Source organism: Riemerella columbipharyngis (genome assembly GCF_900101995.1).
Classification (GTDB): domain Bacteria; phylum Bacteroidota; class Bacteroidia; order Flavobacteriales; family Weeksellaceae; genus Riemerella; species Riemerella columbipharyngis.
Genome location: NZ_FNAS01000014.1, coordinates 27768 through 44478, shown reverse-complemented (window position 1 = coordinate 44478; position 16711 = coordinate 27768). Strand labels below are relative to the sequence as shown.

15 protein-coding genes and 1 tRNA gene are annotated in these 16711 nt (G+C 36.4%); 11 read left to right on the top strand and 5 right to left on the bottom strand.

Going from position 1 to position 16711, the window contains the following annotated elements; translation table 11 throughout:
* Positions 1–12: 12 nt before the first annotated feature.
* Positions 13–84, bottom strand: a tRNA-Arg gene (locus tag BLS89_RS07895).
* A 160-nt stretch (positions 85–244) separates the two neighbouring features.
* Here BLS89_RS07895 and BLS89_RS07890 point away from each other — a divergent pair.
* A complete protein-coding gene (locus BLS89_RS07890; protein WP_092737269.1) occupies positions 245–1663 on the top strand; it encodes a TlpA family protein disulfide reductase in 1419 nt (472 codons plus the stop codon).
* 56 nt (positions 1664–1719) lie between these two features.
* Here the strand turns inward: BLS89_RS07890 and BLS89_RS07885 are convergent, their stop codons facing one another.
* Positions 1720–2706: an SPFH domain-containing protein gene (locus BLS89_RS07885; protein WP_092737267.1), complete on the bottom strand. Its 987-nt coding sequence runs from the start codon at positions 2704–2706 to the stop codon at positions 1720–1722.
* A gap of 209 nt (positions 2707–2915) precedes the next feature.
* Here BLS89_RS07885 and alaS point away from each other — a divergent pair, with 209 nt between their 5' ends.
* A complete protein-coding gene (gene alaS, locus BLS89_RS07880; RefSeq protein WP_092737265.1) occupies positions 2916–5519 on the top strand; it encodes an alanine--tRNA ligase in 2604 nt (867 codons plus the stop codon).
* A gap of 55 nt (positions 5520–5574) precedes the next feature.
* Here the strand turns inward: alaS and BLS89_RS07875 are convergent, their stop codons facing one another.
* Positions 5575–6552: a WaaS/CpsH family glycosyltransferase gene (locus BLS89_RS07875; protein ID WP_092737263.1), complete on the bottom strand. Its 978-nt coding sequence runs from the start codon at positions 6550–6552 to the stop codon at positions 5575–5577.
* On the bottom strand, positions 6549–7358 hold the full coding sequence (locus tag BLS89_RS07870) for a glycosyltransferase family 2 protein (protein WP_092737261.1): 810 nt from the start codon (positions 7356–7358) through the stop codon (positions 6549–6551). The genes BLS89_RS07875 and BLS89_RS07870 overlap by 4 nt, the downstream gene beginning before the upstream one ends.
* A gap of 304 nt (positions 7359–7662) precedes the next feature.
* On the opposite strand from BLS89_RS07870, the gene BLS89_RS11225 reads away from it, so the two are divergent.
* From BLS89_RS11225 to BLS89_RS07860, 3 genes are all read left to right on the top strand, one after another.
* The gene (locus tag BLS89_RS11225) at positions 7663–7797 is read left to right on the top strand and encodes a hypothetical protein (protein ID WP_262501486.1); all 135 of its coding nucleotides are present in this window, start codon (positions 7663–7665) and stop codon (positions 7795–7797) included.
* Positions 7798–7930: 133 nt separating this feature from the next.
* Positions 7931–8347 carry a hypothetical protein gene (locus tag BLS89_RS07865; RefSeq protein WP_092737259.1) on the top strand — a complete coding sequence of 139 codons (417 nt, stop codon included), beginning with the start codon at positions 7931–7933 and terminating at the stop codon, positions 8345–8347.
* A gap of 464 nt (positions 8348–8811) precedes the next feature.
* Positions 8812–9108, top strand: coding sequence for a hypothetical protein (locus tag BLS89_RS07860; protein ID WP_092737257.1), 297 nt, complete (start codon positions 8812–8814; stop codon positions 9106–9108).
* A gap of 161 nt (positions 9109–9269) precedes the next feature.
* Here the strand turns inward: BLS89_RS07860 and BLS89_RS07855 are convergent, their stop codons facing one another.
* Positions 9270–9938, bottom strand: coding sequence for a carbonic anhydrase (locus BLS89_RS07855; protein WP_092737255.1), 669 nt, complete (start codon positions 9936–9938; stop codon positions 9270–9272).
* Positions 9939–10127: 189 nt separating this feature from the next.
* On the opposite strand from BLS89_RS07855, the gene BLS89_RS07850 reads away from it, so the two are divergent.
* The 6 genes from BLS89_RS07850 (at position 10128) to BLS89_RS07825 (ending at position 16709) form a co-directional block, all read left to right on the top strand.
* Positions 10128–11675, top strand: a complete 1548-nt coding sequence (locus BLS89_RS07850; protein WP_092737253.1) for a helicase HerA-like domain-containing protein — start codon at positions 10128–10130, stop codon at positions 11673–11675.
* A gap of 2 nt (positions 11676–11677) precedes the next feature.
* Positions 11678–12895 carry a 3'-5' exonuclease gene (locus tag BLS89_RS07845; protein WP_092737251.1) on the top strand — a complete coding sequence of 406 codons (1218 nt, stop codon included), beginning with the start codon at positions 11678–11680 and terminating at the stop codon, positions 12893–12895.
* Positions 12896–12982: 87 nt separating this feature from the next.
* A complete protein-coding gene (locus tag BLS89_RS07840) occupies positions 12983–13783 on the top strand; it encodes a M48 family metallopeptidase (RefSeq protein ID WP_092737249.1) in 801 nt (266 codons plus the stop codon).
* A gap of 227 nt (positions 13784–14010) precedes the next feature.
* A complete protein-coding gene (gene ccoS / locus BLS89_RS07835; protein WP_092737247.1) occupies positions 14011–14199 on the top strand; it encodes a cbb3-type cytochrome oxidase assembly protein CcoS in 189 nt (62 codons plus the stop codon).
* 8 nt (positions 14200–14207) lie between these two features.
* Complete coding sequence (gene ccoN / locus BLS89_RS07830) at positions 14208–16487, top strand: cytochrome-c oxidase, cbb3-type subunit I (RefSeq protein ID WP_092737245.1); 2280 nt, start codon at positions 14208–14210, stop codon at positions 16485–16487.
* Positions 16488–16514: 27 nt separating this feature from the next.
* The gene (locus tag BLS89_RS07825; protein ID WP_092737243.1) at positions 16515–16709 is read left to right on the top strand and encodes a CcoQ/FixQ family Cbb3-type cytochrome c oxidase assembly chaperone; all 195 of its coding nucleotides are present in this window, start codon (positions 16515–16517) and stop codon (positions 16707–16709) included.
* The last annotated feature ends 2 nt before the right edge of the window (positions 16710–16711 follow it).

The window sequence follows — 16711 nt, the reverse complement described above, 5'->3', positions numbered from 1 at the left end:
TCGATAACATTGTAGCCCCGCCAAGAATCGAACTTGGATCTAAAGTTTAGGAAACTTCTATTCTATCCGTTGAACTACGGGGCCAAATGCTTTGCAAAGATAAAAAAATAATTTTTATACTATCGCAACTATCATTTTTCTTCAATAATGAAACACTTTGCTAGGCGGCTTATAAGATTCTTTGTAAATTTTTTTTTCAAATCATACTATAATATAGTATTTTTGTGAAAATTTAGTCTTTATTATGAAAAAGTATTTTTTATTATTTGCGGCATTTTTTACGCTGCTTTCCTGCGACCGAAAAAATGTTTACATATCAGGAAAACTTACAAATGCTACACCGCTTTCCAGAATAAGCCTCATCAACGTGGCTGATATTTCTACATTGCCCATTGCGAGTTTACAAGTCAATAAAGACGGCTCGTTTTCCGATACCGTTCAAATAGAGAAAAATGGTATTTATGCATTGGTTTATAATGGTAATTTTAATTTCGTTTATCTCAAAAGGGGGCAGAATATCCACATCAACGGCGATGCGATGGTCTTTCCTTCAGAAATGAATTTGACCGGAGACGGAGCTGGGAACAATCTGTTTTTATTTGCTGTAAGAAATTTTAATCAATCCTATTTATCGAAATTAGACAGAAATTTAATCTCTCAAAATCCCGACACATTCCTTGAAAATATAAAAAAAATAAAATCGGACCTTGATGACGAAATCAAAAAGGAGCAAAAAAAATACGAGCCTGATGTTTCTGTTTCCGTATGGCAAACCAATTCTAACAATCTTATCCTAATGAGCTTCATACAGCAGTATCTGAATAAAGAAAAAATGGAGCATCAAAACGATCCCAATTTTAAACTTCCTAAAAAATTAAACGAATACAAAAACTCATTAGTCCGTTCCCAAAAATATATGGTAGCGAATTTTCCCAATTATAGAAGCTTCCTTCTCGATGAATATGGACAGGATATAAAAAAATATATGGAGGAGCATTCTAAAGAAGAAACCTCTGTCACAGAAAAGCTAGCCGGCTATCTGAATACCAAAAAAGATTGGACCCAAGAAACGAAAGATTATCTTTTAGCTTTTGTATTTTCTAAATATGATATGCGGCCTGAAAATCCGAGAATAGACACGATACTTAACCAACTAAATAAAAACATTAATACCCCTAAGGTAAAAGAGGGCATCAGACAGCTAGGAAAAGTAGTTTTGGGACCTAAAACAGGAGAAGACGCACCTATTTACTCATTGAAGAAAGAAAATGGAAAAGAGATGTCTGTCAGAGACTTAAAAGGGAAACCTACATTTGTTATGTTTTATTCTTCTTTCAATCCGTATATTGTAAATGGAGCTATTCCGACAGTCAAAATGATTGTAGATAAATATAAAGGGAAAGCCAACTTTTTATTCTTGAATTTAGACGATACTTTTGCTCAGTTTAGGAAATCTGCCGGAGAAATATTCAAAGGAATTCCGGCTATCAACGCCTATTGTCCGAAAGGCATCAACTCTAAAATGGCAAAAGACTACGGTCTCTATGACTTCAAACTTCCGTGCTTTCTTGTCATAGACAAAGACGGCAAGATAATGACAAAAACGGTGATGAATCCCGAAGAGCCGAGCTTTGTCAAAGCTATAGATACAGTGATTAAATAGAAAAATAAAAGCCGTTTTGGAATTAACTGAAACGGCTTTCTTTTTATAAGGTTTTCTTAAAACTCGTTATCCTCTTCAGTATTTTCTACTGCTCCTGTGCGTGGTAGAAAATCATTGCTTTTTTTCTTTGGGTGTTTTTTAGAATCTTTTACCAGCTCTGCTGCTTGGTTAGAAGCCACAAAGGAAGTTATCAGATTATTCAGCATATCGCTCGCCGCTTGTGGGGAATTAGGCAGTAGGATAAGGTTGCTGTTGGTATCTTGTCCTACCGCTTGCAGGGTGTCATAGTGCTGCGTAACCACGATGAGCGCAGAAGCTTCCTGAGAGCTTATTCCCACTTTATTCAGCACATCCACACTTTCTACAAGCCCTCTCGCGATTTCTCTTCTTTGGTCGGCGATACCTTGCCCTTGCAGGCGTTTGCTTTCGGCTTCGGCTTTAGCTTTTTCCACAATTCTTATCCTTTGAGAGTCCCCTTCGTACTGAGCCGCTACCTTTTGGCGTTCAGCCGCGTTTATCCTGTTCATTGCAGATTTCACTTGCGCATCAGGGTCTATATCTGTCACCAAAGTTTTGATGATATCAAAGCCATATTCGCTCATAGCGTCTTGCACCTCTCTTTTCACGGCGATGGCAATATCATCTTTCTTCACGAAAACATCATCCAGCTTCATTTTTGGGATTTCAGCACGGACTACATCAAACACATAGCTCGTAATCTGTTCGTGTGGGTTTTCCAAGCTGTAAATCGCTTCATAAACTTTGTCTTTCAGTACCACAAACTGCACCGAAACTTTTATCTTGACGAAAACATTATCTAAAGTTTTAGTTTCCACGATGATGTCCAGCTGCTGTATTCTCAAGCTGATACTTGCCGCAATACGGTCTATAAACGGGATTTTCATCTGCAGACCGGAGTTTCTTATACTGTGAAACTTCTGAAAACGCTCTATGGATACCGCCGTCTGCTGCTTAACGGTAAACAATGTACTAAGGAGTATCATTCCCAAAAGAACGACTAAAATAATTAATGCAATTGGCATAGTTATATATTTAAAAGTTAATAAATACAAAAATACATTTTTTTTGTGAAATAATATATTGGTACTTTATGACATCATTTAGGTCCGAGAAATAAAGCCTATGATTTTTTATTAGATGAGTTTTTGTCTAAAAACTACATCGTGTAATTTTATTCCAAAAGAAACATAAATTTTAGTATTTTTGCCAAAATAATTGTTATTATCATTCTATGACTTCACAAGAAATACGCCGCCAGTTTTTAGATTTTTTCAAATCCAAAATGCACCTTATAGTGCCGTCTGCACCTATTGTTTTGAAAGACGACCCTACTCTTATGTTTTCTAATTCGGGGATGACCCAATTTAAGGACTATTTCCTTGGATACAAAGACCCCAAATCGCGTAGAGTAGCAGATACGCAGAAGTGTCTTAGAGTTTCCGGAAAGCACAATGACCTGGACGATGTGGGAAGAGACACTTACCATCATACTATGTTTGAGATGCTGGGGAACTGGTCTTTTGGAGATTATTTCAAAAAAGAAGCGATAGAATTTGCATGGGAACTTCTGACGGAAGTTTACAAAATCCCAAAAGAAACCCTATATGTTACCATTTTCGAAGGAGATGCTTCGGAGAATTTGGAGAGAGACCATCAGGCGTATGAATTTTGGAAATCTCATATCAGTGAAGACAGAATAATTAACGGTAATAAGAAAGATAATTTCTGGGAGATGGGCGAAAGCGGACCTTGCGGACCTTGCTCAGAAATACATGTGGACCTGAGAACAGATGAAGAAAAAGCTAAGGTTTCGGGGAGAAACCTCGTAAACCAAGACCACCCGCAGGTAGTGGAAATTTGGAACCTTGTATTTATGGAGTTCAATAGAAAAGCCGATGGAAGTCTGGAGAAATTGCCTTCTCATCATGTGGATACCGGTATGGGGTTTGAGCGTCTTTGTATGGCTTTGCAAGGGAAGTCTTCCAACTATGATACGGATGTCTTTACACCACTTATCGTAAAAGTAGAAGAGATTTCCGGTAAAAAATACGAAGGAAAATTAGATTCGGAGAAAGATATTGCCATCAGAGTCGTAGTGGACCATATCCGTGCCGTAGCATTTGCGATAGCGGATGGACAGCTGCCATCTAATAGTGGTGCGGGCTATGTTATCCGTAGAATTCTCAGAAGAGCCATTTCCTACGCTTATAGATTTTTGGACAGAAAGGGACCTTTCTTGTACCAACTGGTAAAAGTGCTAAAAGAACAGATGGGCGACTTCTTCCCGGAGATTGTAAAACAAGAAACGTTGGTTACCGAGGTCATCAAGGAAGAAGAGATTTCTTTCCTCAAAACCATAGAGCACGGCTTGGTACGCTTGCAGAACATTATAGAAGAGGCCTTAAAAAAAGAAGAAAAGACTTTGTCGGGAACAGCAGTGTTCGAGCTCTACGATACCTATGGTTTCCCTGCGGATTTATCGAGAATTATTGCTGAAGAAAAAGCACTTACGGTAGATGAAAAAGGCTTCGAACAAGAAATGGCGAAGCAAAAGCAACGCTCGAAACAATCATCGGCACAAAAAATCCACGACTGGGTGGTGCTAAAAGATGAAAGAGAGACTTTTGTAGGCTACGATGAGCTGGAGCAAAAAGCTCACATTACCCGGTACAGAAAAATTGAAAACAAAGACGGCGATTTTTATCAAGTGGTCTTAGACAAAACCCCTTTCTATGCAGAGGGAGGTGGACAAGTAGGCGACAAAGGTGTACTGAGCAATGAAGAGGGAACATTCGAAATCTTGGATACGAAGAAAGAAAACAACCTTAATCTCTCGCTAATTAAAACGCTGCCTCAGTCGCCGGAGAAAGAGCTTTATGCCTCTGTGAATAAGGATTTAAGGAAAAACACACAAGCCAACCACTCTGCCACCCACCTCTTGCACGAAGCGTTGCGCGAAGTTTTGGGAACCCATGTAGAGCAAAAAGGATCTTATGTAGGGCCTGACCATTTACGCTTTGATTTTTCTCATTTCGCTAAAATGACAGAGGAAGAATTGGCCCTTGTGGAGCAAAAAGTAAACGACAAAATAAAGTCAAATATCAGTCTTAAAGAATATCGGGATATTCCTATCCAAGAGGCTTTGGATAAAGGTGCAATAGCGCTGTTTGGAGAAAAATACGGTGACAGGGTGAGAATGATAGAGTTCGGAACTTCTAAAGAGCTCTGCGGGGGGACACATGCTAAGTCCACAGGCGAGATAGGATGGTTCAAAATTCTGTCGGAGAGTTCTACGGCTGCAGGAATACGCAGGATAGAAGCGATTTCCGGAGATAGAGCAATGGTTTATTTTAAGGATTTGGAAGCGCAATGGCACCAGCTGTTTCAGTTGCTAAAATCTAAAGATGTTCAGAAGTCCGTAGAGAAGCTGTTGGATGAAAATCAAAAACAGAAAAGTGAAATAGAACATCTGAAAAAAGTACTTGCAAAAGCGGAAACTGCCGATTGGAAAAATCAATACGAGGACAAAGGAGATAAAAAGCTTTTAGTAAAAAGAACCTCTATGGATGCCGCTTCTATAAAGGATATTGTTTTCCAATTAAAAAAATCCGTACCACAGTCCATTACCATTGTCCTTTCTGAGGCTAACGGTAAACCAATGATTAGCGTGGGTGTTTCGGAAGATTTGGAGTGTACATATAACGCAGGAACTATTGTAAAAGATTTAGCAAAAGAAATACAAGGCGGCGGTGGTGGAAATGCCGGATTTGCCACAGCCGGAGGAAAAAATATAGACGGGATGGCAGCAGCTGAAGCAAAAGCGAGAGAGATTTGATGAATTAAAGAAGCTGTCCCTTTGTGGCAGCTTTTTGATTGTTTTTATCCTGTATTTATTGAATTAACCTATTAAACCAAGATTCAAAAGAATATTTATTTTTGATATCTTCGGAAATGTCTACAAAAGGTTTATTCAAGAATTTTTCGAGTTCTATATATGACAAACTATACCAATCAGAAACAATCAGGATATTATTAGGATGGTAAAAATCCATATGTTTAACAGATTGATTGTCTGTGATAATTTTTTGATTAAAATAAAGAGATTCAAAAAACCGTAAAGATAATCCATCGTGCAAATGATGTTTTAAATCAATAACACATTTAGAACTAGAGGACTTTTCTAAAACTTTTCTATAAGGCAATATTTTTTCGCTAACTTTTATTGTAGGGTGGCATTTAACTTTATCCGCCGTAAAAAGATATAGTTCGCTTTTGATACCTTGATTGTCAAAAATATTTGCTAAATGGTTAAGAACCTCAACTCTATCCCGCTCTTTAGCTCCTATATATATAACATCTATTGTTTTTTTATTCGGACAATCTATTATATCGAAGTAAAAATTATGAGCCAAAATCAGATTCTTATGTTTATCCCTGTTTTCATAATAATCTTTTTTATCAAATACTGCAAAAGTATCAAAAGCCTCTATAAGATCGGGAGGATTGTAAAATCTGGAAAATCCATCCCATTGATAAGCAACTACTTTTTTAGAAATTTTCTTTAGAAAATGGACTGTTTCAGGGTTATAAATATCTGGGCGAATGATTAATGTATAATCAAAATAATCTTTTCCAAAAGTTTCTATTAAGTCTTGTTCAATTGTTTTTTTTCTAAGATAATCTTTATATTTTTTATCTCTTAGGAATGTTTTTCGAAAAAAGTTATACGCCCTTTGGGTAAAACTCTTATATTTAAATTCTTTGATATCCCTATAATCAACCTCATATCCCATTCTCTCAAGGTTTTCCAAAATTTCCTTATATATTGAGTAATGGGAAGTCATCAAAAGTAAAACTTTCTTCTTCATTTACAAATACCGTTTTTAGCCCAGAAATCAGGAGCATTCATTGCTCTTTTCATCAGCTGATCATTCAGTTCAAGATTGTGTTTTGAGTTTTCCTTATGGTATAAATGAAATTGCAAAGCGGCAAGTTTTATTTTTTTTCTAAAACAGCCTTTTTTTGCCAAACGAATTACCAAATCGGAATCTTCTCTACCCCAGCCTACAAAATCTTCATCATAGCCATTAACATCCAACAAGTCTTGTTTCCAAAAACCCATATTGCACCCTCTTATGCGATGGGGCATAGCTTCTAAAGGCGTATTGGTGGGTTTGTAAAAAAAATTGAATATCGGAAATCGTACGGCATTGAATCTGTTTTTTATTCCTTTCGTAAAAGGACTGAAATTAATTTTCTTCGTGATAAAAGCTTCTTCTGTTACCTCTTTCGGCAGAAGCGTACGAGAGCCTGTTACAAAACAATTTTCCTGAGCAAATCGCTTATGATCCTCTACAAAATAAGGGTGCAGTACAACATCACCATCAATTTGAATAATATAGCCATATTGGGATTGAGCTATTGCCTGATTTCTAACTTCTGCCAAACGAAAGCCTTTGTCTTCCTGCCATATATGTTTGATTGGAACGTTTGATTTTTTGCTCCAATTTTCTATTAAAGTTTGAGTTTCTTTTCCGGAGCCGTCATCGGCAATTAAAATTTCATCGGGTAGAATAGTCTGTACCTGAACACTCCTCAAAACTAAATCTAAAGCTTCCGGCCAATTATAAGTGGATATTAAAAGTGATGTTTCTATTAATGGGCTCTTGTTCAATTATTTAAAGTGTATTTATTAGATTGATTGTTATTTTTTTTATATACAAAAAACTTGCACAAAACTACAAAATTATTTTAAATATATTAATAAAAACTTACAAACTTATTCCTATAAATGATAAACTCAAATAATCTGCCATAAAATTTTCACTCAATAAAATTTAAATAGGCTATAAATAAGGTAAAATAAATTACTCCTATTTATAGACTATAAATCTCATATATCTTATTTAAAAATTATAGTTTTTTTATACTTTTTACAGTTTGTTTTTTAAATTATCTTTGTACCAAAAACAAGCTCAATGAGTAAAATTTTAAGTGTTCAAAGTGTAGAGGATTACAATCTCCTTTTGGGAGTTGATACTATGCACCCTTTCATCAACATAGCTGAAGGTTCAAGCATAAAAAAAACGATGTGGTACACCCGAAAAGAATAGATTATATATCATTTTCTTAAAATAATTGCAATGTACTGGTGTTCTCGGATATGGTTGTCAGGTATATGATTTTCAGAAAAATACTTTGGTATTTATTGCTACTGGATAGATTTTTGGCAATGATGACTACAGTATGCGTTTTCAGGCAAAAGGCTATGGTTTGTTGCTGTGTAGAACTCCCTTGACGGACAAAATATGGCAGTACAGATTTTTCTCTTATAAGGTAAATGAAGTATCGCACCTAGGTGATACAGGGTATGAAGTCGTTATAAATTATATGACCAAAATTCGAACTGAAGTAGAATCTCCCAGCGACCTGCACCGCGATTTGATCATTGTGTCTCTATTGGAGCTTTTGCTGAATTATTGTTTGAGGTTCTACGACTGCCAGTTCAGTACTCGCAAAGTCTTTGATCGTGATATCTTTATGTATTTCGAATATTTTTTGAATGACTATTTTCAGTCGGAATTACCTCAAAAATTGGGATTGTTCTGTGTGGCTTATTTTGCAGAAAAACTACACTTCTCTGCCAACTATTTTGGGGATTAATCAAAAAAAACAGGAATATCTGTCTAAAGAGTACATTTTCTTCCAAACGATGGAATATGCCAAAGCACTGCTTCGTGATCTACGCAAAACCATCAGTGAAATGACATATCAATTAAGCTACAGATATCCGTAATATTTTAGCCGTGTCTTTAAATGAATGGCATGAGTGTCACCGAAGAGATATAAGGAAGGATAGCTTATCGTTGTTTCTTTCTATATTTATAAAAATGATATTTCTGTGTCTTATGAGATAGTTTTAAATCGTTATAACAACAAGAAATGAATGAAAAACTCTCTCTGCTATAACAACATCTTTAAAAAATACGTAGTGCTTTCTAAAATAAAAAATATGAAAGAGATTGAAAATGCTTTTTTCTGACTTAATATTTCTAAAGATGAATGTATTTGAATTTTCCAGTATCAATTTTTTTTTAATTTTGTTATCTCAAAAAAGTTAATTATATATGGATTTTAAAGGTGGCTTTTTAGGAAAATACCCCATTGCGAACATGATTGTTTCTGGAATTATCGGAGTTGCTTTTTGGATATACGGGATTTTTAAATATTTAAAAATTCTTTCGCTTGAAGAAAACGGTGGAGGTATATCTATGCCTCGTATATTTTGGAAAATCTATGATTTATTTGGAGCAAAGGGCATTTTAGTTTTTTTTATTTTAGGCGGAGTATTTTTTATATATCGTTCTTTTTCAGAATGGAAAAAAATAAAAATCAAAAATTGTCTTAATATTAGTAAGAAATAATTTTGAAAAATAATTTCTTACAGTGATGAAATGAGAAGGTTTCTGAGTGAAATACTATTTTTTACTTAGAAATTTTTTGCTATATAAGTATTTAGCCTAACAGAAATAGAAATGATTTACAAAGTTATAAATCCTCTTAAGTTTTTTTGAATAAGGGGGTGTTAAGATTTTTTGCGGTTCATTATCCATTCGGAATTGGTAAGATCGTAGATTTTTTGAATATCTTTTAATACATTTTCGTAGTCTATGTTGAGGTCTATCAGTTTTCCATTTCTTAGATTGAAGACCCAGCCGTGTACAATGGGAAATCCTTCTGTAATGTACCGCTCTTGTACGCACGCCATCTTAATCACATTGATGCACTGTTCTTGTACATTGAGCTCTACCAAACGGTCGTAGCGGGTATGTTCGTCTTTTATGTTGTCCAATTCTGTTTGGTGGAGTCTATAAACATCGCGGATATTCCGAAGCCAAGGGTTTAGCAAACCGAAATCTTGTGCCGTCATAGCGGCTTTTACCCCTCCGCAGTTATAATGTCCGCAAACGATGATGTGTTTTACTTTGAGATACTCCACTGCGTATTGGATAACGGCGGTAGCACTCATATCTAATGTATTGACAATATTAGCAATGTTTCTATGAACAAAGACTTCTCCGGGTTTTAGCCCCATTAGCTCCTCTGCGGTAGCTCTACTATCAGAGCAGCCGATGTATAAATATTCCGGCGATTGCGTCTGGGATAGGGTTTTGAAGAAATCAGTATTCTCGGTGAGTTTTTCTTCCACCCATTTTTTATTGTTTTCAAATATTATTTCGTAAGAATTTGCCATATGATATCAAGAGCAAAATTATAAAAATATTTTCATATGAAAAATTGATAAATAGCGAGAAAGGATGAATTTGCATACTATTTAGGTGGGAGAGCATCCAAAGTTGGGAGATAATGTTTCGTAATCAAACTTTATTTCATAATTTTACTTCGTCTAAGAAGGCATTTACTTTAATATAAAAATTGTAATATGGCAGATAAAACAAAATTCATACAGGAATTAAGTACTAAATACGAAACAAGTGGTGAAAGTATCCTTTTGGGCAAAGGAATGCTGGACGGAGAAGTAGTAAGAGAAGTAGATGTGAGACTACCTCTGAAAACCATTAACAGGCACGGCCTGATAGCGGGAGCTACGGGTACGGGAAAAACGAAAACTATTCAAGTGTTTGCAGAGCAGCTTTCTCGTGCGGGGGTGTCATCTTTGGTATTGGATATTAAGGGAGATTTCTCAGGGATTGCAGAAGCAGGTACCGAAAACAAGATTATAGAAGAACGCTATGCCAAGACGGGACTTTCCTATACGCCACAAGCTTTTCCGGTAGAATTGATGACGATTTCTGGAGCGAAAGGAGTGCGGATGAGAGCTACGGTTACGGAATTTGGCCCTGTGTTGTTAAGTAAGATATTGGGGCTTAATGAGACGCAGAGTAGTATTATGTCTATCGTCTTTAAATATTGCGATGATAAAGGATTACCGCTGATAGATTTAGAAGATTTGAAAAAAGTTTTGCAGTATGTTACTTCAGATGATGATGGTAAAGCAGAGCTTGTAGAAAATTACGGCTCTATATCGCCAGCGTCTTTGGGGGCTATACTTCGTTCCATAGTAGCATTGGAACAGGAGGGTGCAAAAACATTTTTTGGGGAGCCGAGTTTTCATGTGGAAGATTTATTGAAATCAAGAAATGGAATGGGGGTGGTAAATGTGATGCGTGTAGATGATATTCAGAATAAGCCTAATCTTTTCTCTACTTTTATGCTTTCTCTGTTTGCCGAGATTTATCTTACTTTTCCGGAAGAAGGAGACAGTGGTAGGCCGAAGTTAGTTTTATTTATAGACGAGGCTCACTTGATATTTAATGAAGCCTCCAAAATATTATTGTCTCAAATTGAGACGATGGTGAAGCTTATCCGCTCTAAAGGGGTGGGTATTTATTTCATTACACAAGTGCCGGGCGATATTCCGGAAAATGTTCTCAGCCAGCTGGGGCTTAAAATACAACACGCATTGCGAGGCTTTACCGCTAAAGACAGAAAAGAGATAGATAAGGCCATAGAAAATTATCCCGTTACGGAATATTATAATGCAGGAGAGCTTATCCAGAATTTAGGAATAGGAGAAGCTTTTGTAACGGCACTGAGCGAAAAAGGAATACCTACGCCGCTGGTGCATACTTTTTTGATTTCACCGGAGAGCCGAATGGGTACGCTTACGCCACAAGAAATAGATACGCTTACTTCTCATTCGGAATTAGTACAAAAATATCAAACTTCGGTAGATAAGGAGAGTGCCTACGAGATTTTAACCAAGAGAATGAGTGCTGAAAAAGAAGAAGCACCTAAGGCGGCCGTTCCTAAATCTACTTCAAAGAAAGAGCCTGAGAAAGCGGGAGTGTTTGAGCAAATTCTAAAAAGCCCAATGACAAGAACTTTTGGTAATACCCTAATGAGAGAAGGGGTTAAAGCGATATTGGGTATGCTGGGGCTTAAATCTACATCTCGAAGAAGGTATTAGTAATGTTTGCTGTATTGGATATAGAGAGCAGCGGAGGAGCATATGGAGAGGAGCATATTATAGAAATCGCTGTTTTCAAATACGATGGACATAAGATTGTCGATCAGTTTAGCTCTATTATCAATCCTCAAGCGGAGATTTCTAAATATGTCCAGAAACTGACTGGCATTACTCCGAAAATGGTAAAAACGGCACCTAAGTTTCACGAAGTGGCAAGGCGTATTTTGGAAATTACCGAGGGGACGACATTGGTAGGGCATAATGTGGCGTTTGATTACCGTATGCTGAAGCAGTCTTTCCAAAGATTAGGTTATGATTATCAGAAAGATACATTAGATACCATAGAGTTATCAAAAAAACTTCTTCCAAACGAGCCGGCGTACTCCTTGGGAAAACTTGCTAAATCTCTCAATATCCCTCTTACCGAAAGGCATAGAGCGGCGGGAGATGCTCGGGCGACATTGGAGTTGTTTAGACTATTGATGAATAAGGATTCCGATAATCAAATCATCAAGGCTTCTACGGGAGAGGATTTGCAAAAGTCTAATTATAATAATAAAATAAAAAAACTCATAGAGAATCTTACTTTGGATAAAGGGATTATATATTTTCAAGACGATAAAGGAGAGATTATCTATAAGAGTTATGTAGATAATGTTTACGGTTTTGCCACGAAAATTTTTAACTCTACGGCAAAAAGATGGAAAAAAATCCGTGAAGAATGTGTCCAAATCTATTCGGAGCAAACTTCTACAGAACTAATTGCTAAATTGATATTATTGAGCAAAGGTTTTTCTTTGGTAGAAAAATTACCGTTAGGGTTATTTTGGAAAGACGATAAATGGCAGATATTTCCCGTATCCGAAATTAGCAATGGAGTTTATCTTCGGTTTAGAAGTTTGTCTCAAGGAGAAAAAGCATTAAGGTATATTGCGGAGAATTATCCATCTCCATCTGAACTTAATCGGGTGATAAATAAAGATGATGAGAGTATGCTTTTGCTCGGTGGAGGAAGAACTCTCGGTGAGAAAGGATTTATTTTTATTGAGAAGAATACAATTTCCGGCTTTGGATTTTATGAGTTTTATAATCAGATAGACAGCCGCAAAAAAATAGAAAGTAGAAAAATAAAAATTACCAGAAACCCATTGGCACTTTCTAATGAGCTAAAACTCTCCTTGCTAAAAGGAGAATGGCAGGAAAAGGAGATGGTTGATTGACAGGTGTATTAGTTTTAGAGAGGGAAGGGTTTGTTTTTTTTAGTATATAAATGAGTAACTTTGGTTTTAATTTTTAAGATAAGTATTATGAAAGTCTATAAAATATTTGGCGTTTTAGTGTTGTTATTGGTGTTTTCGTGTGTTACCAACCCTATTACAGGCAGGAAGTCTCTTCAGATAATGCCTAATTCTCAATTAAATGCAATGGCATTAGAACAGTATAATCAAGTCCTTAGTACCACTAAAGTCATTACAGGAACGGCAGATGCCAAAAAAGTAGAAAATGTGGGAGAAAGAATAAAGAAAGCCGCAGAGAGATATTATCGTTCCATAGGCAGAGAGCAAGATCTTTCAAGTTACAATTGGGAGTTTCATCTTATTGATGATAAGCAACTTAATGCGTGGTGTATGCCGGGTGGCAAAGTGGCTTTTTATTCAGGGATAATGCCTGTTTGTAAAGATGAAACCGGAGTGGCAGTAGTAATGGGACACGAGATTTCTCATGCTTTGGCTGGGCATGGGAACGAGAGAATCACATCTGCTATGATAGCACAAGGGATAGGTATAGGAGCAGGTCTGGCTATGAAAGATGAAAAAATGAGGAAGGTTTTTTCTATTGCATATCCATTAGGAGCTCAGGCTACTCTTTTGGCATATAGTAGAAAACAAGAGTCTGAAGCTGATGAGATGGGGCTTTATTTGATGGCGATGGCTGGCTACGACCCTCGTAAAGCGGTAGACTTCTGGCAAAGGATGGGGGATTCTTCAGGGGCAAGAAAAATGCCGGAGTTTTTGGCGACTCACCCCAATCCCGAGCATCGTAGAGCAGATCTAAATGCCCATATGGAAAGGGCTATGCAATATTACAGACAATATAAAGGGAGGTAGTTTATAGGACGGATTTGTCTTTTTTGTCTATTAAATAGGATAGATTTGTGTTTTTAGTTATTTTAAAATAAAATGTTTTAAACGAACAAACATTCTGATTTTAAGAGATATTAACTATCTGAAATTATTTAGAAAAGTTATAAATTACTAATTTTAGGCTATTTCTGATAGATATCATAAAAAAACAGTGATATTTCATAAATTTTAATTTTACCTTTGTGGTCCTGATGGATATATTATATTTAATGATAATATGTAGTGTCTCTTTAGCTTTGGTTTTCTTGATAACCTTTGTTGTAGCAGCTAAAAAAGGACAGTTTGAGGATGGAGAGTCTCCAGCCGTTAGGATATTATTAGATGATGAAATAAATTCATCGGAAGTTAACGAAGAACAAAAAAGGAAAAACAAAAAGTGAATTAGTATATGGAAACACAAAAGTTTAGTTATGACAACAGCATTGTGCGTGCTTTTCTCTATGCAACTATTGTATTTGGAGTAATAGCCTTCATTTTGGGGCTTACAGCGGCGTTGATGCTTTTCTATCCAGAGCTGCCAGAGTTTTTGTTTGGTACAGATGATACCACGATCATGAGTTTGAGAAGTGGTAATCTTCAGGGACTAATCGATACACAAGGAGCTTTTGGATTTGGTAGGATTAGAATGTTGCATACTTCGGCGGCAATTTTTGCTTTCGTTGGTAATGCAATGTTTATGGGGGTTTATTATTCTCTTCAGAGATTGCTCAAAACAAGAATGTATAGCGATACGCTATCTTGGATTAACTTTTGGGGTTGGCAATTGGTGATTTTAGCAACCGTTGTTACATTCCTTATGGGGATCAATACTTCAAAAGAATATGCAGAGCATGAGTGGCCTATAGATATCTTGGTTGCTGTCGTATGGATTGTGTTTGGTATAAATATGTTTGGCACAATAGCCAAGCGTAGAGTAAGACACCTATATGTTGCAATATGGTTTTATATAGCTACTTGGGTGGCTATTACTATGCTTCATGTATTTAATAACTTAGAAGTTCCTCTCAGCTTTACAGGTTGGAAATCTTATTCTGCTTATTCAGGGGTAAAAGATGCTCTTGTACAATGGTGGTACGGACACAATGCTGTGGCATTCTTTTTGACAACACCAGTGTTAGGTCTTATGTACTATTTTCTTCCTAAAGCAGCGGATAGACCTGTTTTCTCATATAAACTTTCAATTATTCACTTCTGGTCTTTAATATTTGTTTATATTTGGGCAGGGCCTCACCACTTACAATATACTTCTTTACCGGGGTGGGCTCAAGCTTTAGGAACAGGATTTTCTGTAGCACTTATCGCTCCATCTTGGGGAGGTATGCTTAATGGTCTATTGACATTAAGAGGTGCTTGGGACAAAGTGAGAGAGAATCCTATTCTTAAGTTTTTTGTAGTTGCAATTACAGGTTATGGAATGGCTACTTTTGAAGGTCCGCTTTTGGCAACTAAAACCCTTAATAAGATTGGACACTATACAGACTGGGTGATAGGTCACGTACATATTGGTACATTGGGTTGGAACGGATTTATGGCTTTTGGTATTATTTACTATTTGGTCCCTATTTTATGGAGAACGAAGTTATGGTCTCCTAAATTAGCTAACTGGCATTTCTGGTTAGGTACGCTTGGTATTATTTTCTATGCAGTACCAATGTATATCTCCGGATTTACTCAAGGTTTGATGTGGAAACAAATGAATCCTGATGGAACCTTAGTTTGGAAAAATTGGCTGGATACTGTATCTGTTATTATTCCTTATTATCAGACTAGATTCTTCGGTGGGGTGCTATATCTTTCAGGAGCGTTATTGATGGTTGTAAATGTTATTGCAACAATTCGTTCAGGTTCGTTCCAAAAAGAGGTTCCTGCGGAGGCTCCGGCTTTGCCAAAAGTTGCAGCACAGAGAAAAGAAGGAGAGACTGTTCACCTTTGGATAGAGAGAATGCCGGTATATATGACTGTATTGTCAGTATTGGCTTTGGCAGTAGGTGGTTGTATAGAAATTATACCTACGCTTACAGTTAAAGAAAATGTTCCAACTATATCTTCTGTTAAGCCTTATACACCGCTTGAGTTGGAAGGTAGAGATCTTTATATAAGAGAAGGATGTAATTCTTGTCATTCCCAAATGATTAGACCATTCCGTGATGAAGTGATTAGATTCTCAAGCAAAAACGGACAGTACTCTAAAGGGGGTGAGTTTGTTTACGATAGACCGTTCCTCTGGGGTTCTAAAAGAACAGGACCGGATTTACAGAGAGAAGGAGGAAGAAACCCTGATTCTTGGCACTTTAGACATATGCTAAACCCAAGAACTACATCAGCAGGTTCTATTATGCCGCGTTTCCCTTGGTTGATTGCGAATACATTGGATACTACAAAAACTAAAGAGAAATTGGCTATGATGAAAAATGTGTTTGGAGTTCCTTATACTCAGCAGCAGATAGACAGCACTTACAAGTGGATGGATGATCAACAAAATAAAATTGCTAAAAGTATTTTTGCTGATGCTGCGGATGTAAAAGATGCATTTACTAAGAAAAAAGGTCAAGAAGGAAATGAATTTGTGCCTCTTCAAAAGAGAGAAATTATAGCATTGATTGCTTATCTACAAAGACTTGGTACAGATATTCAGACTTCAGATGTAAAAACAGCGAGTATAAAATAGTAACTAAAGGATTTCAATAGTTTCGTTATGATACCACAAAGCTTTAAAGATATTTTATCAGAGGGGAATAGTCATTTTCAGATTATATCTATGATATTGTTTATGATTCTTTTTGCAGCAATTGTATGGTATGTAATGAATAAACCAAAAACATATTATAAAGAAGAAGCAAGTACCCCGCTAGAGGATAATGATGACGAAACTATTGATTATCAAAAATAAAT

Coding starts and splice junctions, on each gene's coding strand:
- BLS89_RS07855 (WP_092737255.1), bottom strand. CDS start 9,938: ATGGCAAATTCTTACGAAATAATATTTGAAAACAATAAAAAATGGGTG.
- BLS89_RS07825 (WP_092737243.1), top strand. CDS start 16,515: ATGATACCACAAAGCTTTAAAGATATTTTATCAGAGGGGAATAGTCAT.
- ccoS (WP_092737247.1), top strand. CDS start 14,011: ATGGATATATTATATTTAATGATAATATGTAGTGTCTCTTTAGCTTTG.
- BLS89_RS07860 (WP_092737257.1), top strand. CDS start 8,812: ATGGATTTTAAAGGTGGCTTTTTAGGAAAATACCCCATTGCGAACATG.
- ccoN (WP_092737245.1), top strand. CDS start 14,208: ATGGAAACACAAAAGTTTAGTTATGACAACAGCATTGTGCGTGCTTTT.
- alaS (WP_092737265.1), top strand. CDS start 2,916: ATGACTTCACAAGAAATACGCCGCCAGTTTTTAGATTTTTTCAAATCC.
- BLS89_RS07850 (WP_092737253.1), top strand. CDS start 10,128: ATGGCAGATAAAACAAAATTCATACAGGAATTAAGTACTAAATACGAA.
- BLS89_RS11225 (WP_262501486.1), top strand. CDS start 7,663: ATGAGTAAAATTTTAAGTGTTCAAAGTGTAGAGGATTACAATCTCCTT.
- BLS89_RS07885 (WP_092737267.1), bottom strand. CDS start 2,706: ATGCCAATTGCATTAATTATTTTAGTCGTTCTTTTGGGAATGATACTC.
- BLS89_RS07840 (WP_092737249.1), top strand. CDS start 12,983: ATGAAAGTCTATAAAATATTTGGCGTTTTAGTGTTGTTATTGGTGTTT.
- BLS89_RS07845 (WP_092737251.1), top strand. CDS start 11,678: ATGTTTGCTGTATTGGATATAGAGAGCAGCGGAGGAGCATATGGAGAG.
- BLS89_RS07865 (WP_092737259.1), top strand. CDS start 7,931: ATGCGTTTTCAGGCAAAAGGCTATGGTTTGTTGCTGTGTAGAACTCCC.
- BLS89_RS07890 (WP_092737269.1), top strand. CDS start 245: ATGAAAAAGTATTTTTTATTATTTGCGGCATTTTTTACGCTGCTTTCC.
- BLS89_RS07875 (WP_092737263.1), bottom strand. CDS start 6,552: ATGAAGAAGAAAGTTTTACTTTTGATGACTTCCCATTACTCAATATAT.